Here is a 20380-nt window from a genome sequence, read left to right as displayed (position 1 = left end):
CACCCCCGCCCGGGTCCGGCGCGGGTTCCGCAACATCCGCACGACCCTGCCCTGCCCAGCCGCTGTTGCGAGACCCTCCCGACCCGGACCCGGGCCCCCACCCGGGCAAACCAACCGCCACCGAGCACCCGACCACAACATCGGACTCGCCCTGGTCACCAACCAGTAGCGAACAGGCAAGCGAGGATCCGAACGCGACAGAAGAACATCACCGGAGGTAAAACAACAAGCTAAGGTCATCGACACCTGCGCTGAGCTGCATAAAGTCGGCCCGACTGGCCTCGCGCCACACTTCTCCCCCAGAGAACGAAGATCTACGCGCTCCTCCAGCGCGCCCTCGAACGCTCCAACCGCGCCGGCCTCGCCCTGTTCTCCATGCGCGGCAAGGAGTATCTGACCGCGATCAAGGCCGAGCGCGGAATCCTGACCGCCCACACCATGCACTTCGCCGACGAGGTCCGCGACCCCCGCCGCGAGGTCGGCAACCTCCCCGACGAGGACCTCCCGCTCCCGGAGCGGGAGCTGTCCACGGCCGAGCAGCTCATCGAGATGCTGGCGATCGACTGGGACCCGGCCCAGTGGCACGACACCTACAGCGAGAAGGTCCGCGACCTCGTCCAGGCCAAGGCCGAGGGCCGCCAGATCGCGGTCAGCCAAGGCCCGCCCGCCGAAGCCACCAACGTCGTCGACCTCATGGCGATCCTCGAACGCAGCCTGGAACAGGCCCGCCACCCCGCGGGCGAGCCCGCCGACGCCAAGCCGGAGAGCCGGCAGCGCAGGAGCACCGCGAGCAGCCGAGGCCCGGCTGCCACCGCGCCCAGGACGCCGAAGGCCGCCAGCGGCACGAAGAGCACCTCCGCCCGCCGACAGGGCGCCACTGCCCCGGCCGCCCGCAAGAGCGCCAGCAAGACGCGGACCGCGAAGGAAGACCTGGACGCGCTCACCAAGGCGCAGCTGTACCAGCGCGCGGCCGACCTCGACATCCCGCACCGCTCCACGATGACCCGTGACCAGCTCCAGGACGCCCTCGAACACGCCCCCGTCAAGCGGGGCCGGCAGCTGCGAAGCGCCTGACGAAAGCCGCGCGTCACAAGCGCCGAGCCGGGCTGAGTGCCAGGTGCTCAGCAGACGATGTACATGCTCTGCCAGCCGAAGGGCGTGGACTGCTCTGCGTCCCGGTTGCTGCGAAGCACGGTGTGGACCGGGTTCCGGCCGTCAGCCGCGTTGTGCATCCGGCCGTCCTGCCCGCGCGGGATCCACCTGTAGGAGCCGTGGAAGGGGATCTGGTGGGATCCGCAGCCGTTGGTCCAGATCAACGACGAGGCATGGGAGTGGGTACGCGGGAAACACCATCTGCGGGCCCAACCGATGCGTTCGAGCTGCACTTCATGGTGCCGACAGGGACCCCTCGCCAGCTTCTCCGCGCCCGTCAGCGTCCAGCTCGGCGCGCTGGGCGCCCAGGCGCTCGCACAGTTCGATCTCCTGCTGGTGAGCGGTTCGCCGGGACGGCGGATGCGTAGTCGGTGTGCCTCTGAGACATATCGCAGTCTGGAGAACGACGGGGTCCGTGCGGCCGCGTGGCGTGGGGACGGTGATGTCCAGCTCTGGTCGCGGCGGGGCAACCCGCTGTCCGACCGCTACCCAGAGCTGCTTCCCGCGCTGCGGGCCGCCCTGAAGCCGGGCTGCGGGCCTTCTTCTTCTGGGAACGCCGGTTCTGCGGCATCGCAAATCCTTCGACACTGCCGCCCCTGACGATCCCCTCGAAGGCCTCGGCTACATGGCGTGGACGTGTTCTACGCGCTCAGCATGTCTCATGAGACATGCCGGTTAGGCCGCTTCTCACCGATCATCCGATGCAGATGTTCTTTGAGCAGGTTCCCGAGGGCCAGGCCGCCACGTACTGCCCACTTGGACGTATGCGCCGCAAGCGGCCTGCACGGCGACGAGCGGATGGTCGCCCTCGACGCGGAGTGCGTGCGCCCCGTCGGTCTTGGCGTCATCCGCTCGCGCCGCGACGGGTCGGCGCTTGCTACCAGCGCGGGCTACATGGTGGTGGCCGATCCGGAGGGAAACGGGCTCTGCTTGGACTCAGCGATGGGGAACTGCACCCCGGTGAGGACTTCGGAGACGGCCCACAGCCGCTGCTGGACCACTGCCTCGTACGACTGCGGGCTGGAGGTGACCAGTCGGGGGTGACCCTTGACCTCGTTGCGTCCGCCGGGGCCGTAGTACTGGCCGCCGAGCGCGGCGGGGTCGGTGGCGGCGCGCAGGGTCGGCAGCGCGCCCATCGCCGGCGTCTGGGTGATCAGCGGCGCGAGCCAGGTGAGCGGAAGCCGGAGGGTCGCGGGGCTGTTACGGGCGAGCTCGGTGCTGGACAGGCCGGGGTGTGCGGCCACCGCGACGGTGGTGCCGTGCGTGGCGAGCCGGCGCTGCAGCTCGTAGGTGAACATGAGGTTGGCCAGTTTGGACTGACCATAGGCGGCTGCCCGGCTGTACGACCGCTCCCATTGCAGGTCGTCGAAGTGGATCGCGGCTCGGATGCGGTGGCCGGTGCTGCTGACCGTCACCACGCGCGATCCGGGCACCGGCAGCATCAGGTCCAGCAGCAGCCCAGTGAGCGCGAAGTGGCCGAGGTGGTTGGTGCCGAACTGCATCTCGAAGCCGTCCCGGGTGGTCTGCTTCGGGGTGTACATCACGCCGGCGTTGTTGATCAGCAGGTCGAGCCGGTCGAGCCGGGACCGCAGCGCCGCCGCCGCGGTCCGGACGGAGTCGAGCGAGGTCAGGTCCAGCGCTTGTACGGTCACGTCGCCGTCATGCGGGCCGCGGCCTGCTCGCCCTTCTCGACGTTGCGCACGGCGAGCACGACGGAGGCCCCGCGCTCGGCGAGCGCCTTGGCGGTCTCGTACCCCAGGCCGGTATTGGCCCCGGTCACCACGGCCACCCGCCCGCGCTGGTCCGGAATATTTGCCGTCGTCCACTTCTCACTCATGCCGGACTCCCACCTAGTTACGTACCGAAGGTATCTTGCGTCTGCGACGATAAAGTACTCCCGGTACATTGTCAACGTACCGCAGGTACCTAAGCTAGGCTGGTGATCGTGACTTTCCAGCGGGCGCGAACCGAAGAGCAGCGGGAGATCCGCCGACGGGCGATCCTCGACATGGCGTCGGCGATGCTCGATGAGATGCCCGTGGCCGCGGTCACCCTGAACGAGCTCAGCCGCCGGGTAGGGCTGGCGAAGCCGAACGTGCTGCGCTACTTCGAGTCTCGCGAGGCGGTGCTGCTGGAACTGCTGGACCGCTTCCTGCAGGAGTGGCTGACGGAACTGGCAGGCGAGTTGGCCGCCGGCATCGACGAGAATCTGCCCATGGCCGAGCGAGCGGCAGCCGTGGCCGAGATTCTCAGCCGCTCGCTCTCCGGCCGAGTGGTGTTGTGCGACCTCTTCGGTGCACAGAGCAGCGTCCTGGAACACAACGTCTCCGTCGAGGTCGTCGCACGCTACAAGCGCGCCTCCCTGGACCGCCTGACAACCATGACCGCCCTGCTCCTGAAGTACCTGCCGGAGCTGGGCGAGAACGCGACGCTGTTCAGCCTGCAAACCATGCTCATGGCCGGCGCGCTGCCGGCGTACAGCACACCCCCACCCAGCCTGCAGGCGGCCTACCAGGCCGAGCCCGACCTCGCCCGCTTCCACTTGGAGCTGAAGGACTACTTGAAGCTGGCCCTGACCGCAACCCTCCTGGGCGCGCTACCCCGCCGCTGACCTGCGTCGCACTGGAACAGGCAAAAATCCTCTGCTCTTCTCGCACGCTCGGAGGGTGGAGGCCGGGGTGCCCGAACTCAGCGAGCCGTGCATGTGACCTGTTGCTTATAGCGGGGGCCGCGAGGGCGGAAAGGCGTGACGGTGGTTGTGGCGTCTTTGGCGAGTTGCTGCCGTAGGGCCTCGTTGTCATGGAAGAGGGCGGCGATCGCCGTCTGGGCGGCCTTCGGCTTCTTCTCCCGGAGCGTGCACTCCTGGGCCTTCGCGGTCAGGCGCTTCTTGAGGTCGGCGATGGCGGCATCGCGTTTCGCCTCACCGGGGGTGGCCTTGCCATGGGCCGCAATGTGGGCGTCCCACTCGGCTAGAACGGCCCGAGCCCGGCTCATGGTCGCGCGGCTGACCTGGGCTTCTTCGTAGAGATTCTCCTTGGTGAGGCGACCATCGGTCCGCTGCGGCCGTCCCTCGAAGAGGCGAGTCATCGCGGCTCGCAGGGCCGCGGCGGTCTTGGGCTGACCGTGTCCTCTGGAGCGTCGGTGGGTCGGGTCACCGGGGATCACCGGCCATCTTGACGACGTTGCAGGTCATGTCGAGTTCGCGTTCGGCGAGGTCGCGGCGGCAGGCGGGTGTGGAGGGGGTGTTGATGAGCTCGAGTTGGCGTGGTCTCGTCGAGCAGCGCCGTCGACAGGTACTTGCCGTACTCACACAGCGGTGGCACCGGCATCTGCGTCTCCTCGTCGAGGAACATCGGCGTCCCGTCAAGCAAGCCGCGCCGCTTCAGTAGTGCAGCGACCTCCGCGGCTGAGATGACGTCAGCCTCCAGGAACTGCTCCAGCAGCCCGGACCGCACAAAGGCAAGATCCACTCTCGTCCCTCCCTGCAGGCAGACAGGGCGCTCCCGTCAGCTCACCCGCCCCACCACCACAACGGAGCGAAACTGAACCACAGATCTCATGAGACAGAACTGAACAGCAGAAAGAAGACCTGGTGCATCTCCTCCAAACCCGATGCCCCGCCCGCCACCGTACAGGCTGCCCAGGTGCGGGCCCTGTCTGATGCGTAAGGCCTCGACGCCGCCCCCCGCTCCCGCCTGGTCCAAGCCGTCCTCGACCGCCAGCTGCGCAACGCCCGTGGTGGCGAAGCCACCTCGCGCTCCCGTCCCGGCGCGTCGCCGATGATGAGACTCCCTGGATTTCCCCACCTCACGCTCGGGTGTTCCTCAGACCTGCTCGCGCGATTCCCCACCCTGTGGTCCGTTGACTTGCGGACGGATGCCGTTCGGGAGAGGCCGCCGTATCCGCTGAAGTCACCGGCACCGTCGTACGGAGGGCACGGGGGCGTGCGAGGCGAGCAGGACTCGCAGGGGTGTGGTGTCGGGCGTGTCGGCGGTGGCGGCGTCGAGGGCGTCGTCCATGCCTTCCTCCCACGCGTCGGGCAGCGCGAGCCCGGGCCGCCCCGCCCACGCGATGTCCGCCGTGGCCTGCCCGACGGCGACCAGACGGAGGTGGACCAGGCCCGCGAGCGCGTCGAAGACCCTGGGCCGGACGAAGTTGCGGGCCGACCGCCCGGTCAGCCGCGCCGCCTGGGGCGGCTTCGGCATCCGGTCGGCGACCTCCGGCCACAGCAGACCACGGTCGAAGGCGTCGAGTATCTCCTCCAGCCCGGGCAGTTCTCCGTCCGGCTCCGAGGAGCGCAGCGTCCTGGCCACCGCGAGGCGCAGGGGGCGGGACCATCCGTCGGCATCGACGACCGCTCGGGCCAGGACCAGTTCGTCCCAGCTCATCCGCCGCATCGCCGAAGCCTCCGGTGGCAGAGCGCGCGCCTCCAGCACCGCGAACAGATGGTCCGGCTCGCGCAGCAAGCTCAGCGCGTCCGGCCCGTCCTGCCGGTCGCCACCGCCAGGTGGCAGCGCCTCGATCAGGGCGATCCGCTCCGCGGTCGGCGGGTGGGAGTCGTACGGGTGCGGGCGCGGTGGGCGGCTGCCGGTGGCGAGCTGGGCGAGTTGCTCTGCCGTCCGGGCGGCGAGCAGCCGGCGGAAGCCGCCGCCCACCTCGCCCACCGGCGGAAGCGCCGCCAGCGGCTCACCCAGGGCGGCGTACGTCGCCAGGTAGTGGCGGTATGCGGCCTCGAGCACCCAGGTGGCGTGCAGCGCGGCGGCCACCGCCTCGCGGCCGGCGTGCCGGGCGGCCACCTGGTCAGCCACGAGCTCCTGCTGACGGGCGACCGACTGCGAAGTCCTTAGGAACATCCGGGCGTACGCAGCGTAGAGGCGGCCCACCGGGTGGTGCAGCCAGGTGCCGCCGGCCTCGAACGCCCGGACGGTGTGCACGACCGCCGCCCGGCCGCGCATCGTGAGGCCGCCGAGCCGGGTGTCCCCGTGGCCGAAGTGGCCGAACTCGTGCGCGAGGACGGCGCGCAGTTGCGGGACGGTCAGCCCGGCCAGCAGCGGCAGTCCCAGGGACATCCGGCGCCATCCGGGCAACAGCCCCAGCAGATGGCTCTGTTCGGCGACGCCCGCGTTGACCTCTCCGATCAGGAACAGCTCCTCCGGCGGACGTTCCCCCGCCGCCCGGGCGGCGGCGCGGACCTCCTCCCACAGCTCCGGCTGCTCCTGCGGCGTGACCGCCACGGCCCCCGGCACCGGGCCGAGCCGTCCGGCGCGCAGCGAGGCGACCGTGCCCCGGATGATCGCCACCGCCAGGAACACGGTGACGGCCAGCACGGTTCCCTCGAACCAGGCCGCCCGCTCGGTGAGCAGGTGCGTCACCAGCAGCCAGTCGAGTACGGCCATCGCCGCCAGCAGGCCCGCACCCATCAGGTGGAAGCCGACCAGCAGCACCACCGCCCGGAGGGCACGCAATCGGAACGTCATCGGAGAACCCCCGCACAGCTCGGCCGGCCCGCGCGGGCCGACGATGATCGCGCGGAGCCTACCGCCCAGCTCAGAGGCCCTCACCAGCAGCCCCTACCCACCTCGCGGCGGGCCGCTGCGATCCGCGCCGACTACAGCCCGGGCGGGACACGGCATCGAGAAGGAACCAGGGGCCAGAACCTCGGCGCTCACTGAGACTCCCCACTCAGTTGAACACCGGAATGAGTGGGGAAGCGTGAGTAGTCCTGGCCGTTTTCCGAGATCCTCATCAGGGAGAGCGGCACCCCCATGCCACAGGCCCCACAGACACACAGGACACCAGGGACGGGCCTACGGCCCGAGACCGCCGGCCGACAAGGGCACGGCTGTCACACCCCGCCTGTCGCGCCCCGCCACACACAGGGATTCCCGGGTCCCCGCCCACGTCACACCACACGACAGGCCACGCGACAGCCCAGCGCGACACCCCAGCGCGACAGCCGGGACGGCCGCCCGGCGGCCAGGACGGCGGCGGCCCAGCCGCGGGGATGGCAGCCCGGCGACGGCCAGGACGAGGACCGAGCGGCGGGCCTCAGGCCGACACCGGCTAGGACGGCGGCGACCCGGCACGCCGACGACGGGGCGGGCGGTGGACCGCGGCGACACGGGGACCCCGTCGGTCGGCGCACCCGGTGATCGCCCGGCAAACGGCCCCGGCCGAACACGACCCGGACCATCCCGGGCCCGGCACCGCGGCCCGGGCACCGGGCCTGCGGCACCGGCTTGGCGGGTGGGGCAGTGCTGACGAGCCGTCCTCCAGGCCCTTGTTCCCCGGACGCCGGTTAGGCCGTAACCACCCCCGTGCAGACCGGGAGGTCTGCCGTTTTGTCTCCAGTGCTGGACACTCCGACACCGGCCCCACCCACGACTGCACCATAGAAGCCCCCACCGACACACCCGTGCGCAGCAGACGGCCCCGGCAGCAGACAGCCCCGAACCAGAGCCCGCAGACCGACCAGGACCGGCAACCCGCACAGGAACCCAAGGCGCAGCGGGGAGGCAGCGGCCGAAAGCTCGATCACTTGCCGAGCCGCGTGCAGGCCACTCGGCTACGGAAGGGCTTGCGTGATGAGGCCGTTCAGATGGCACTCCAACGCGGCGAGGTTGAAACACGTGGTGATCGGCAGGGTGGGGTGCCGTCTGCAGCTGGCCCTGAGGGAGTCGGACAGGCCGTCGAAGGTGAGGACTCTTTCATGAGCGACCCGGTAGAGCACGTACTCGGAGCCGTCGATCTCCTCGATGGGAAGGTCGCCCTCCCAGGCGTCCTCGTACCACCTGCGGAGACACGGCTGATGAAGAGGAGCGCGCGTTGGCCCACGGCGAGTGACCGCTGGCCCCAGTGAGTCGGTTTGCCAACGAAGCGGATCTCCGATCCCACCTTGCCCGCGAAGACCCGTGCCAAGTACACCTCTTCGACGATCGCGGTGAACTGCTGCGGGGCAGGCGAACCAGTGATCACTGCCCTGATCAGATCGTTCCGCTCCACCTTCTCCTGCAGAAAGCTCATGGGCCGATTGTCCTCCTTGCCAATGGCCGGCGAAAGACCAGCCAAGGCCGGCGGACCGGCCCAGGCCGGTGCAACACGCCCGCCCCGGCTGGGACAGCCCTACCAGGCAACCCCGAGGCCCTGCGTTCCTGCCGTGACCGCCGCTGGATCCGGAAGCGGCGCGCCGCCACTGGTGAGGGGGGTGGTTGAGGGGCCGGTCGTGGGGGGCGTGCGGTCAGTGGTGCAGGTGGTCGGGCCGTTTGGCGATCCGGGCCGTGATCCGCACCACGGGGAAGGCGATCGTGTACCCGGCGGTGAACAGCACCACCGGCAGCAGGATGAGTGCGCGGTGGTTGAGTCCCATGTCCAGGAGCAGGGGGGAGAGCAGTGGCGGGCCGGCCAGGACGGCTGTGGTCAGGGCGGCGTGCCCGACGGAGCGTGCCGTGCAGGCGACGGCGATGCCGGTGACCACCGGGGCGACGAAGTAGAACCCCATGCCGGTCGCCCGTGCCCCGAAATGGCTCCCGGCCAGGGGCAGGGCGACCTCCCCGGCCGTGATCGAGAGGGCAACCGTCCACGGGATGACGCGGCTCAGGTTCGAGACGGGGTCCGGTGGGGCGACCAGCAGGACGAGAGCGTTGAACGCGAGCAGTACGACCTGGTAGTCGCACAGGATCGGGCGAAAGAGCGCGTGGAGCAGGGGCGTGGCCAGGACGGTCACCAGGGCCATGGTCCTTGCCGCCGTTCGGTGTCCGGCCAGTACCGCCGCCGCCATCAGTACGGCCGGGGCGAGCATCAGCACGGTGACGGTGCCGACGCGGGTGCCGGAGAACGCGTACGTGTCGAACCCGGAGGCGCGGGCGATCTGGACGAGGAACCACAGGTGCCAGGCCGCGAACGTGCCGGCGAGCATCGCGGCGAGCGGAGCGGCGGTGGCCAGCGCCCGGCCCGCCGGCCGGTGGGAGAGCAGGCCCAGCCGTACCCGGGTGCCGTGCCCGGCCACGTCGGCGACCTCCCGTAGCCCGGCGAGCCGGCCGGCCCCGGCGATGTGGTGTTCGGCGTGGTCGGCGATCTCGGCCCGTGCGCCGGCTCCGTAGGAGGCCGGGTAGAGCGCGAGTGCCCACCGGAGCAGCCGGGCGTTCGTCGAGGGCCGGTCCGTGGTCATGCCGCACCTCCCGCGAGCCGGGGCCGGGAGACGGCCAGGCGCCGGTCGGCCTCACGCAGGGCTGCGCGCATCCGCTCGCTCTCCTCCGTGAGTGCCGTGGTGCCGGCCGAGGTGAGGGCGAATACGCGGCGGGGGCGCCCGTCGACCGTCTCCTCCCGTTCGACCCGGATCAGCCCTTCCGCCAGCAGCCGGTCCAGGGTGCCGTAGAGGGAGCCGGCTCCGAGCCGCACCCGGCCGTCGGAGATCGCGGCCACCTCGTCACCGAGCGCGTAGCCGTGCCGGGGCCGGTCCGCGAGGGCTGTCAGCAGGAGGAAGGTGGGCTCCTGCATGGAGCGTTTCTTCGTCATGCCCACCACCATAGTACGGTCACCGTAATGTCTGGCAAGAGCGAAGCGATCGGCAGTCATCTCGGTTGCTAGTGCTGTGAGCGCATACGTTCGCCGGATTGGTGGGTGTTCAGGCCGCTGGCGCGGTGCGGCTGGTGGAGGCGGAGATCGCCGGGCAGCTGAACCTTCGCGGTGCAAAGCTGTCAGGCATGGACACTGACAGGCGCTCGCTGTCAGGCGAAGAGCTGAAGTCCGGATCTGCTCTGCTCGATGTGGGCTTCACGGCGGTCGGCACTGCGGTGCTCGACCGGGCTCATATGAGGAATTGTCAAGACCTGTGGTTCGGGGGTTCGTGCCGTTGGCCGGGGTGCCGGGCGGAGTGTCTTTTATGGCCGTTGCGAGGGCAGCGGCTGAAGCTCGGGCCAGCGGGTGAGCATGCTCTCGCGCATGGCCGCGGCGAGCCGTCCGAAATCCTTCAGCTCGCTGCACCCGGTGGCCATCTGGCTGACGGCCCGGAGACGGTGTGCCAGCCGCTGGCGGGCGGTCGCGGTGCCCCACTTCCAGTCGCGATTCGGGACTTTGCCCAGGTGGTCGATGGTCCCGCGCTGGGCCCGCTGGACCAATGCGTCGCCCCGTAGCAGCCAGCCGGCGCATGCGTCTGTGAGATCGTCTTGGACCTCGCTGCCGGTCGCGCTGCGCCATGCCGTCCGGTAGGCGGTCTCTGCCACGTCGAGCAGTACCCGAGGCGGAGCGGTGGCACACCAGCAGGTCGGGAAGCCGATGCGTAGGTAGGCGAGTTCCACGAGCCCGTTGCCCAGTGAGGCCTGTTCGAAGTCGATGAACCTCACGCCGCTGGCGGTGTGCATGTCGTTGCCGGGACAGGGATCACCGTGCAGCAGGGCATGGCCCGTCATCCAGGTCAGGCGGTTCACCAGGCCGTCCAGCTCGGTTCGCGCGCCGGACGGCACCACCACGCCGAGCGTCTGGGCAAGCCTGAGGAAGGAGTCGGCGTCATCCTGAGTCGGGCCCGACCAGGTCGGAAGACTGTCCGTAGCGTCGGCGCGGGTGGCCGCATGGAGCCGGGCCAGCGCTGACGCGTAGTCCACGATCCAGTCCTCGCGCGGCTCCTGGTGGTCCAAATGTTCCAGGACCAGCACCCGTTCGCCCGGATCGGTGGCGAGGAGCATTGGCACCACGGGCGGGTCGACCTTGGACGCGAGTTGCAGGGCCGTGACCTCGCGGGCATACCTCTCTGCTGCTTCCGGGCCGTCGATGAGCTGCTTGACTACCACGGGTGTGCCCGACAGCTCGGCCCGCCATACCCGCGATCGCGGGCTGCTGCCCAGCCTGCGGGCCCGTTGGGGCGAACCCAGCTCAGCCCTGAGCTTCTCCCCGAAGGGCAGTCGTGACCACATGCCCTCATCCTTCCACACGTGAATACAGTTGCCGGCAGAGCGAGTTGGAGGATCGGCCAGTTCACCCTGCAGCTGGGGCAGGCGCTCGGTAGATCTTGTTCATGCGGCGGTGAGGGCTTCGGGGCGCTCGATGAGCCGGCCACGTTCGAAGCGGGCTCCGGCACGGACGAGTGGAACGAAGTGGGCGCCGTTGACCGAGCGCCACCGGGCCTGGGCGGACTCGACGAGCTTGAAGACCGGGACGAAGTCTCCCGAGGAGAGGCCGTGCAGGTAGAGCAGTGGCAGCACCTCGGCGATCTTCGGGGACTTGCGGCACCAGGGCGGCAGGATCGCCGAGGAGAACCGCTTGCGCTCGCCGGTGGCGTCGTCGACGCGCTTGTCGTTCACCCGCGGGGCCTTGACCTCGATCACACCCGCGGCGGTGGTGACCTTCCTCGGCTGGTGGTAGCCGTTGCGGACAACCAGGCGGCGCCCGCTCTCGTCCTTCTCGTGGGCCAACTCGGCGATGTAGGCGTTGACCTCGGCTTCCAGTGCGGCGGCCAGCATCCGCCTGGCGCCCTCGCGGACGATCTCGTCCAGCGGGCCTCGGTAAAGGGCGATCTCGAAGGCGTCGACGGCCCGCTAGGTCAAGCGGCATGGTGCAGCTCAGCGCCTGTGCCGCTGAGGCTAGTCCGTGCAACACGTGTGGCGCTATCGCTGGATCGAGTGACCCCGGCTCCACCTCGACCCCGCAGAGCTATGCCGATAGTCCTGAGGGAAATACCGGCACCCGAAGAAGCAGCTACCAGTGGTGGTCCCTGAACGACAGCTCGACGCCACTGAGGCCTTGACAGGTGCAGCCGTGACGGGATTCCGGAGGAAAGCCGACCGCCAAATCATCCCGGGCCGCGTTCGGAGGCGCACCGATATCCTCAAATTCCAATAAGATGAGCGCGCTTGGGATTTGGAATCCTGGGGTGGGCCCACCATCGCCTAAAGTATCGGCGGGGCGCAGCCGGGCGCCGGATTCGCTCGCACGTGCGATTCCCTGGCGTGGGCAGAGCGCAGAAGACCTTCGAGTACACCGATGACCTGATCGCGGCGCAGCGGGCGCTGGTGGCCGTGCAGGCCGAGCGCCGCGCGTTCGACCCGGGGCGGCGACCTGGAGGCCGTCCGGCAGGGGCGGAGCGAGGAGCAGCTGGCCGAGTCCGCCCGCCTGGAGGAAGCGGAGCGGCGAGCCTCCCATGCGGTGTGGGCTGACGAGTACTGGGCCGCTCTGTCCGGCGAGGACCGGGTCACCGCCCGCAGCCGGCTCCAGCACATCGACAACGAGCCGACCGCGGCAGCGGCAGCGTAGCGAAGGCCCGCGCCGCTCTGCGGCCGGGGGCTAACCGCAGACGGAGGTTGACGTTCGCGTCCACGCTGTGGCCGACGGGTCGGGGGCGGCGCATCAGGCAGGGGCGGCCACGGGCGCTCGGAGGCTTGCCATCGCGGGTGCGGCAGACGAGTAGTGGTGCCCGGCCTTCGTCGGCCGGGCACCACCGTAGCGGGCCGCTCTACGGCCTTCGGCCCTATTCCGCGTCGATCGGGCGGATGTACTCCAGAGTCCAGGTCTGCTGGAATTCAGGCTTGGGTTCGGTGAGTTCGATCTGCTGACCGCGGTAGCCGGCGGCGCAGGCGAGGCCGCGCTCGGAGATGATCTTGACTCCGCCCAGGACGCTCTCGAAGGTGAACTTCGTCCACTCGCCGCGAGGAACGCTGTTGACCCAGAGCTTGTCCTCGGGGGTCACGATCCCGGCATTCTCCTGGAGGGCCAGGTGGATCACATAGGGCGCCCCCGGCATCGGCTCGATGGGCTCGATGGCCCACTCCTGCTCGATCGGCAGCGGGTTGGCGCGGTCAGCGATGACGGGCGCGCCGTACTTGACTGCGTGCTCGGTCGCGGTCAGCTGGGTGCCCGGGCCGATGATGTGAGCGTGGACCCTGTAGATACCGGGCTTGACTGGGATGGGAGGCATGGAACCCTCTTTCGCTGCCTTGGATGTGACTTGAGGTGGCCATGTGGCACCTCAACTCCACCATGAGCATGGCGCCGAATACGTGAGGCCCGCCAAATCGACTATGGCCTGGGAAATATTCGACTTCATCTGCGATCCCAATGTCCCGCTTGAATGATGCAGATGTTCGATTGTGCTTTGATATTTCGATGTTCTGCTGGTGGTCCCGTTCAGCGTCGCGGGCACCGTCTTCAACGCCGGTAACGCGGACGGGCGTGCGGATGGACGGAGCTGTAGGCGGCGGGCGGGAGCGGCAGGGTGGTCTCCGGCCCGGTCGGTCAGTCCAGGTCGGCGGATGCCAGGGCCACCGCGAGCACCAGGTACGGGACGGCTTCCAGGCACTGCTCGGCCATCATGCTCGGGTCGGACGCCGTGCCCGCGTCGGCCAGCGCCAGCAGCCCGGCACCGATGGCCGCGTCGACCGCCGCGTACAGGACCTCGGCCGCGGTGAACTCCCCGGAGGTGCACGTCCGTCGACAGAAGGGTCGAGGAGGTTTCGTGGTCGCGTGCCGAGCAGGAGGCCGCGCCGGTTCGGACCTCGGACGAGCGGACCCCAGAAAAGTGGGGTTCCGATTCTGTACCCGCAGGCCGAGGCTGGCCGTATGAACACCATCGAACAGAACAAGCAGACAGTGACCGCATTCATCGACGCGCTGTTCACCCGGGGCGACCTGTCAGCCGTCGACGCCTACCTCACGGAGGACTTCGTCAACCACGACCCGCCCATCGGCGTCGGCACCGACCGGGAGGGCATGCGCGCCGCAGGGGCGATCTTCCGGCAGGCGTGCCCTGACTGGCACTCCGACCTTGGGCGCCTGGTCGGCGAGGGCGACGTGGTGGTGGAACTCTTCACCGCTTCTGGCACCCAGCACGGTGAGGTGATGGGCGTCCCCGGTGACGGCCGCACGCTGGTGCTCAAGGGCATCAACGTCTTCCGGCTGCGGGACGGCCGGATCGCCGAACGCTGGGGCCGGCTGGACGAGCTGGGTCTGCTGAGCCAGCTCGGGCTCGTGCCGGACCGGGCGGCGGCGTAGCGTGAGTGCCATGGTCGCCGCCTTGCGGGAGCGACACGTCGAGCGGCTGATCGACAGCTGCTACGCCGACCTGGACAAGCCCGCCCTGACCACCGAGGTGCTGCGCCGCCTACCGGGCATCCTGCCGGTGGAGGCCGCGTTCTTCGCCTCGGTGGACCCGGCGACCCTGCTCTTCACCTCGGCTGTCGCCCAGGATCCGCTGCCCGGTGCCACCCCGCTCTTCCTGGACAACGAGTTCGGCCGCGCGGACGTCAACAAGTTCGCCGCGCTGGCCCGGGGCCCGGAGCCGGTGATGTCGCTGGACCGGGCGACCCGGGGCGAGCGCTCCGTCAGCGCCCGCTACCGCGAGATCATGGCCGGCCTGGGGCTCGGCGACGAGCTCCGGGCCGCCCTGGTCGTTGGGCACGAGTGCTGGGGCGTGCTCTGCCTGCACCGGGCGGACGCGGAAGCCGGCTTTTCCGGCACCGACCTGGACGTCGTGCGCAGGCTCGCCCCGCACTTGGCCGAAGGCCTTCGCCGTGACGTCGTGCACCAGGCGCTGAGCGGCGACGGGGCCGGAACTGCGGGCGGCCCCGGCGTGATCGTGCTCGATCAGGGGCTCTCGCTGGTCTCGATCAGCCCGGACGCCGAACAGTGGCTCGCCCGGCTTGAGGGGCCCGAGATCCAAGGCCTGCCGATGCCGATCTACTCGGTGGCCGTCCAACTGGCCCGGGCGCCCGACGCGTCGCCGGAGGCCGCGCATCGGCCTGGCTCGGTCAGGCTGCGCACCGCCGACGGGCAGTGGCTGACCCTGCATGCCACCCGTCTGCGGGGGCGGGCGGGGGAGCAGATCGGGGTGGTGGTCGAGCCGGCGCCCGCCGCCGAACTCGGCTCCCTACTGCTGGCTGCCCACGGCCTCACCCCGGCCCAGAGCCGGGTCACCGCCCTGGTACTGCAAGGGTGCTCCACCCGGGAGATCGTGGCCCGGCTGCACGTCTCCGGGTACACCGTGCAGGAGCACCTGACGGCGGTGTTCGCCCGGTTCGGTGTGAGCAGCCGCCGGGAACTGATCGCCGCGGTGCTCGCCCCGAGGGGACGCTGAACCGACCGGCGGCACCGCGTTCGCTGGCCCTCGCCCCACGGCTCGCCGTGACCGGGCACGGCAGCGGTGAGGACGTGCTCCGCGATGTTCTCCACCAAGGCAAGTGTTTTCCGGCTGCCACGCCGGTCCAGACCGGCGCGGGCATGCGGCGAACGGCCGCCCGGACCCGGCGCCCACCGGACAGCGATCGCTGGCTCGGCCGATGAAGCCCTGACGGCGCCCGCACCGGCCGAACAGCAGGCGGGCAGCCAGGGCCAAGCGGAGCCGGGACGGGGGCGAGGCGCAGCCGGGCGGCGGGCCGGCGCGTCGGGCGGGACCGGTGGGCCGGCCGGCGGCGGGGCCCGGAGGGGTCAGTTGCCGCGCGGTTCCTTCTCCCAGGCGTCTCGGCCGCCGTCGGTCAGCTGAGCCCACCGCTCGTACTCCTGGCGCACATACGGCCGCGCCGACGCTTCCCAGGTGGGCGAGCCAGGCCCGGCCGGGCCCGGGACGAACTGCCTGTCGGGGTAGATGCACACGATCTTGTCCCGGACCTGCGCGACGTCCGCGCCGGCGCCCGGGGCGGCCTGGGCCGGCGAAACACCCCCGAACGCCGCCACCAAAGCCACGGCCATGCCGGCGAGCCTCGTACGGACACGCATGCTGCCCATGAACGGATCCCTTCGACGAGTCTTGACCGGCAGACCCACAGTGCTGGGACCGGACCGGCGCTGCCCCGGTACCTCGCGATGCCGCACCCCTCGCCGGCACGCCGACCGTCCGCACACGCCCCTCGCGAAGGGGCGGTCCAACCGCACCAGTCCCCATGCGGCCAGCCGCCAGGAATCACGCGAACGAGCTGCACAGCAGCCCGGGCAACGAGATGACGGCCCACCGCTTCACCGTGCCGTCCCGGGGGCGGCGCCAAGCGAGGAGCAGCTCGCGGCGTTGGTCGGCTGGAGGAAGTCGAGCGGCGGCCTCGCACGCCAGATGGGCCACCCCTTGCTGGGCGAGCTTGCCCGCGGAGGGCCGGGGGCCGCCGCCACAGCGAGCTCAAGCAGGTCGACGACGAACCGGCCAAGACGGGGGCGTAGCGCGCCAGGCGCCGCCCGACGTGTGACGGCGCCGGTCACCAGCAGGTGATCGGCGGCTTCGTGCCCGACGTCAGCGGCGCAGCGGCAGATCACGAGCGCCAGCGCCCCATGTCGCATATCTATGCGAACCATGGCAAACTGGGCGTAAGTGATAGCGCTCTACAGAGGAAAATCACCCATGACTCATGGAGCCCACCCCCACGCTCCTACCATCCGCGCGAACATCGACCGGGCCCGCGACTGCGACGAATGCCGCAGCTGGGGCACCGTGATCACACCCGAGGGCCGCCACGAGCTGTGCCCCAGGTGTCAGCACCCCGACTAAGCACCCGACCTCCGATCCCTGGCCGGCGACCTCCAGGCCGCCTCCAACGAATTCGGCCAGTAGCCAGCCCACCCCCGCACACCCCGGCCCAGAAACCCCCGTACAAGCCCCCTGAGCCGGAAGCGGATCACACTAGGCGCTTCCAGACGGGGTAGAACTTCGCAGCGCACTGGGCTTCCCCCTGTTCAAGCTGCGCGAGGACCCCGGCGGCGCAACGCGCTACCGGGACTCCTGCCACGCCCGCGGCGAGATCGCGCCGCTGGCCGACCGCCGGGAGCAGACCCTGGAACTGCGGGTCCAGGAACCCGAGCGGGACCCGGACCCGCTCCGCTCGCCTTGGGAGGGCATGTCGGGAGCGGCGGTGTGGGCGCACGGCCGGATCGTCGGGGTGGTCACCATGCACCGCCGCGGGGAAGGCCTCGGCACGCTGACCGTCAGTCGCGCCGACGGGTGGGCGACGGCGGCCGACGAGGCCGGCCGTGAGGCGCTGCGACGAGCCGGGGTAGCGACCATGCTGCGGCCGGCGGCGCCCTGGTGGCGCGACCGGCGGCTGGTCCTCGGGACGAGTGCCGGGACGCTTGCCGTCGTCCTGACGGTCTGGCTCGGTGCGACCCGGCTCACCGAACAGCCGCCGTTGCGCTTCCGGGTCCTCGGCACGTGCAGCCACGTCGGTCAGCAACTGGGCAACGACTCGGCCGGTTTCACGCCCGGTGGCCGCTACACCAACGAGATCCTCGCGCCCGACGGGCAGGTTCTTCCGCTCGCGGCGTCCGGTGAGAGCGGCACCGTGGCGAAAGACGGCTCACTGCACTGGAGCTGGCCCTGCGCGAGCACTGACGCCACGGGCACGTACCGGGCCCGGGTCACCGACGAAGCGACCCACCGGCGCACAGGCTGGGCGACCTTTGAAGTCGGACACCTGACGCCGTACACCTGCGTGTTCCAGCAGGAGAACGGCCTGTGGTACGCCGGAATCAGCCGAACCGTGACCGCCGTGCTGGCGCCCGGGGCGACCGGCGCGGACGATGTCGCCGAGGCACAGTGCCTGCTCCAGCGCCTGGGCTTCCCCCTCGGGGCGCGGGAGATCGACGGCTGGTACGGCAGCTACACCCAGCAGGCCATCAGTTCGCTCCAGCAGCAGGGCGGGATCACGGCGGACGGAATTGTCGGGCCGTCCACCTGGTGGCTGCTGCGCACCCGTGAACCGCAGGGCGGTTGACAGGCGCCGTCCGGTGCCGCGCTGCTCTCGACCCGGGTGACGACGCTGCCTGTATCAAGACGGCCCTGGCTGCCCACGATCCCGCCTCCGGTCCTATCACTGTGCACCCGATCCCGGGCACCACTTGGGGGGCCGGCCGCGAGGTAGGCGTCGGTCACCTCAGCCAGGTGCCGGGCGAACGCGTCCGCCCGCGCCCGGTTCACCGCCCGGTCGAAGTCGGGCCGTCCGCGGAATGTGCGCGGGCCCGGGAGCTGACCGAGCGGCTGCGCACGGCGATCGAGGACGTCCGGGCCGCCGTCCTGGTCCTGGCCCGCCGGGTCCGCGCAGCACAACAACGGCCGGGAGGTGGCGAGGCGCGGGTGGCGGGACCAGCCGGGTCGGCAGTCTGGCGCAGGCCGGTGCGGCACCGCAGGTGCAATACGCCTGGGTGAAGACCGCGTAATCGCCTGTGGCCGGCTCCACCACATCGACGACCCCGTCGAGGAGCAGCCGGCCGTCTGAGCCCGGCCGGTCACGGGTCCGCCCCCGGCGATGTCCCGGGGCGGCGGTAGGCTGCCGAGGCCCCGAGAAGGCACAGGAGGCCGCCACCCACACGTGGCGGCCTTCCGGCATCTCGGACAGGGACGGCGACGACACGACAGTCCGGGTGCCGCACCCGGCGACGTCACTCGACCGGCCCGCGGTGAAATGGGACAGGTCCGCGAACCGGCCGCCGGTTGGGCCCGCGGGTCAGCCGTCCAGTTTCGCGTACAGGCCACGACCCGGGCGCTGCGCCCGGCCGGCCTTGGCCAGGCGTTCCAGCATGGTGCGCACCGCGTTCACGTTGTCCGCCGACTCCTCGATCCCCAGCCGGGCGATCACCTCCCTGGCCCGCAGCGGCCCCTGAGCACCGGCCAGCACGCCCAGCACGCTCTCGGAGGTGGCCCCGGTCGCTCGCCGCCCGGACGCGGGCGCAGCCGTGTCGCTCCTCTCGGTGGCCGGCTCGGCGCCGGTGCGCACCGGCCCGGTGTTCCGGGTCGCGGCCGTCTTCTTCGCCGCGGTGCGCGGCCGCGCGCTGCCGGAAGTCTTCTCCGCCGCGGCTTTCTTCGCGGATGCCGCCGGCTTCGCTGTGGCCTTCTTCGCGGGTGCCGCCTTCTTCGCTGTGGACTTCTTCGCGGGGGCAGCCTTCTTGGCGGCAGTCTTCTTCGCCGTCTTCGTGACCGTGCCCGTGCGTGCGGTGGCCTTCTCAGCCGGCTCCCCGCCCCGGTCCGGCGCCGCCCCGGCTTCGGCCGCGAGCTGCCGCGGCCGGACCCCGGCGATGGCGTCCGCCTCTGCCCGAATGGTGCCCACCGCAGTGGTGCCCTGCGAGGCCGGCAGCCCGGCCAGGGCCTGCAGGCTCTGGATGGCGCCGCGTACGGCGTTCTCACGCGCCACGGCGGCGGTCAGCTCGTCCTCCAGACGCCGCCGCCGGGCCTCGATGCCGGGAAGCTCCGCCTCCAACTGGGCGATGGTCTCACTGAAACGGCTTTCCACCACGGTTCCTCGTCTCCTCCGCCCACGTGCATATCGCAGGACCTGTGCGATCTTTACCCCGCTACCGCGTCCGCCAACAAGAAACCGCGCCGATCCGCACCGGGCGCAGGATCGGGCCAAGGGTAAAACGGACCCCCGCCCAAGAACTCGTAACACGATCACGGTCATCGAGTGTTGCCGCCTACGCCACGTGGGACCTGTAGTCGCGGCTCGTCGCATTGGTGGGCACGCCGGGCGCGTCCGGTCCGGACATCCATCCCTCGGGGCAGAGCAGCACGGATTTGATGAACGACGGCGGCGGAAGGTAGCTGTGGCTGGCGACGTAGTGGGCTATGAGCGTCGGCGCCGCGAAGACCTCCCCGGCGGCACCAGGGACGCGGATCTCACCGTTCCCCAGGTAGAGCAAGTCGCCCTTGTGCTCGACGGTCAGCAAGCCCATCTGCCTCTCGCCGGGTGGGCACAGCCCGCAGACGTGGAAGCCCCGCGTCTTGTTCACGTCCTGCCAGCGAAGGATGTCGAAGAGTCGGGCTGGGAAGTCCTCCGGGACCGGCCCCGCCGTGTATTCGCGCCGTCCGTCGAGCCAACCCACATTGATCCGTTGGTAGGAGGGGGCGAATGAAGCGCTGTAAGGCCCATCGGCAGCGGCTACGACGTCCTCGGCCAAATAGCTGTAGGGACTCAGATCACAGAAGAAGGTCACGACGCTGTCTAGCATGCTGTGCCGATGAGCGTCATCACGGCGGATCCATCCGCTTCAGGAGGTGCCGCCAGCAGATGAGTGCGCAGGCGAGTGAGACGAATGCGTCGTGGAGGTTGAGGCGTCGTTCCCAGCGGATGGCGAGGCGCTTGAACTGGTGCAGTTGGGCGAAGGCCTGCTCGACGACGTAGCGGAGCTTGCCGAGGCCGATGATGTCGGGCGTGCCCCTGCGGGAGATGATCGGCCGAAATGTGGTATCTCGGGCTGGATGTCGGCAAGGGCGATCACCACGCGGGAACGGGCTCCACCGGGCGGGGTGCGGGTGCGGACTGCCCGGTGGAGTCCG

Annotated in this window: 16 protein-coding genes and 3 pseudogenes; 6 read left to right on the top strand and 13 right to left on the bottom strand. The window is 70.4% G+C overall.

The window, feature by feature from the left end:
* A pseudogene (locus tag ACZ52R_RS38605) lies at positions 1-169 on the top strand (NF041680 family putative transposase); the annotation flags it as partial.
* 143 nt (positions 170-312) lie between these two features.
* Entirely contained in the window at positions 313-1074 is a 762-nt protein-coding gene (locus ACZ52R_RS38600) for a Ku protein (RefSeq protein WP_465626325.1), read from the top strand.
* A 47-nt stretch (positions 1075-1121) separates the two neighbouring features.
* On the opposite strand, the gene ACZ52R_RS38595 is transcribed toward ACZ52R_RS38600, so the two are convergent.
* Positions 1122-1316 (bottom strand): MiAMP1 family antimicrobial peptide, encoded by a 195-nt coding sequence (locus ACZ52R_RS38595; RefSeq protein WP_465665750.1) that lies wholly within the window; start codon positions 1314-1316, stop codon positions 1122-1124.
* Positions 1317-2042: 726 nt separating this feature from the next.
* Positions 2043-2989, bottom strand: a pseudogene (locus ACZ52R_RS38590) (SDR family NAD(P)-dependent oxidoreductase).
* 108 nt (positions 2990-3097) lie between these two features.
* Here ACZ52R_RS38590 and ACZ52R_RS38585 point away from each other — a divergent pair.
* Positions 3098-3763 (top strand): TetR/AcrR family transcriptional regulator, encoded by a 666-nt coding sequence (locus tag ACZ52R_RS38585; RefSeq protein WP_465626327.1) that lies wholly within the window; start codon positions 3098-3100, stop codon positions 3761-3763.
* A gap of 77 nt (positions 3764-3840) precedes the next feature.
* On the opposite strand, the gene ACZ52R_RS38580 is transcribed toward ACZ52R_RS38585, so the two are convergent.
* From ACZ52R_RS38580 to ACZ52R_RS38545, 8 genes and pseudogenes are all read right to left on the bottom strand, one after another.
* A complete protein-coding gene (locus ACZ52R_RS38580; protein ID WP_465665752.1) occupies positions 3841-4239 on the bottom strand; it encodes a hypothetical protein in 399 nt (132 codons plus the stop codon).
* A gap of 74 nt (positions 4240-4313) precedes the next feature.
* Positions 4314-4622 (bottom strand): hypothetical protein, encoded by a 309-nt coding sequence (locus tag ACZ52R_RS38575; protein ID WP_465665754.1) that lies wholly within the window; start codon positions 4620-4622, stop codon positions 4314-4316.
* Between the two features lie 441 nt (positions 4623-5063).
* On the bottom strand, positions 5064-6629 hold the full coding sequence (locus ACZ52R_RS38570) for a M48 family metallopeptidase (protein WP_465665756.1): 1566 nt from the start codon (positions 6627-6629) through the stop codon (positions 5064-5066).
* 1760 nt (positions 6630-8389) lie between these two features.
* Complete coding sequence (locus ACZ52R_RS38565; protein WP_465665758.1) at positions 8390-9319, bottom strand: hypothetical protein; 930 nt, start codon at positions 9317-9319, stop codon at positions 8390-8392.
* Positions 9316-9666, bottom strand: coding sequence for a PadR family transcriptional regulator (locus tag ACZ52R_RS38560; protein ID WP_360510349.1), 351 nt, complete (start codon positions 9664-9666; stop codon positions 9316-9318). The genes ACZ52R_RS38565 and ACZ52R_RS38560 overlap by 4 nt, the downstream gene beginning before the upstream one ends.
* Before the next feature lie 365 nt (positions 9667-10031).
* Positions 10032-11060: a phosphotransferase gene (locus tag ACZ52R_RS38555; RefSeq protein WP_465665759.1), complete on the bottom strand. Its 1029-nt coding sequence runs from the start codon at positions 11058-11060 to the stop codon at positions 10032-10034.
* Positions 11061-11288: 228 nt separating this feature from the next.
* Positions 11289-11660: pseudogene (locus ACZ52R_RS38550) on the bottom strand (transposase); the annotation flags it as partial.
* A gap of 950 nt (positions 11661-12610) precedes the next feature.
* Positions 12611-13057, bottom strand: coding sequence for a hypothetical protein (locus ACZ52R_RS38545; RefSeq protein WP_360509920.1), 447 nt, complete (start codon positions 13055-13057; stop codon positions 12611-12613).
* Between the two features lie 641 nt (positions 13058-13698).
* On the opposite strand from ACZ52R_RS38545, the gene ACZ52R_RS38540 reads away from it, so the two are divergent.
* Together ACZ52R_RS38540 and ACZ52R_RS38535 are read left to right on the top strand one after the other, a co-directional pair.
* Positions 13699-14130, top strand: coding sequence for an ester cyclase (locus ACZ52R_RS38540; protein WP_360509921.1), 432 nt, complete (start codon positions 13699-13701; stop codon positions 14128-14130).
* A gap of 10 nt (positions 14131-14140) precedes the next feature.
* The gene (locus ACZ52R_RS38535; RefSeq protein ID WP_465755066.1) at positions 14141-15211 is read left to right on the top strand and encodes a helix-turn-helix transcriptional regulator; all 1071 of its coding nucleotides are present in this window, start codon (positions 14141-14143) and stop codon (positions 15209-15211) included.
* 350 nt (positions 15212-15561) lie between these two features.
* On the opposite strand, the gene ACZ52R_RS38530 is transcribed toward ACZ52R_RS38535, so the two are convergent.
* The gene (locus ACZ52R_RS38530; protein ID WP_465626313.1) at positions 15562-15858 is read right to left on the bottom strand and encodes a hypothetical protein; all 297 of its coding nucleotides are present in this window, start codon (positions 15856-15858) and stop codon (positions 15562-15564) included.
* A gap of 1094 nt (positions 15859-16952) precedes the next feature.
* Between ACZ52R_RS38530 and ACZ52R_RS38525 the strand changes: the two genes are divergently transcribed.
* Entirely contained in the window at positions 16953-17825 is an 873-nt protein-coding gene (locus tag ACZ52R_RS38525) for a peptidoglycan-binding domain-containing protein (protein WP_465755065.1), read from the top strand.
* 729 nt (positions 17826-18554) lie between these two features.
* Here ACZ52R_RS38525 and ACZ52R_RS38520 read toward each other — a convergent pair.
* Positions 18555-19337, bottom strand: coding sequence for a type IV toxin-antitoxin system AbiEi family antitoxin domain-containing protein (locus ACZ52R_RS38520; RefSeq protein ID WP_465755064.1), 783 nt, complete (start codon positions 19335-19337; stop codon positions 18555-18557).
* Positions 19338-19518: 181 nt separating this feature from the next.
* Complete coding sequence (locus ACZ52R_RS38515) at positions 19519-20037, bottom strand: DUF7919 family protein (protein ID WP_465626319.1); 519 nt, start codon at positions 20035-20037, stop codon at positions 19519-19521.
* Between the last annotated feature and the right edge of the window lie 343 nt (positions 20038-20380).

The sequence above is a fragment of the Kitasatospora sp. NPDC034023 genome (genome assembly GCF_055575795.1).
This window is presented reverse-complemented; position numbering and strand designations above follow the sequence as displayed.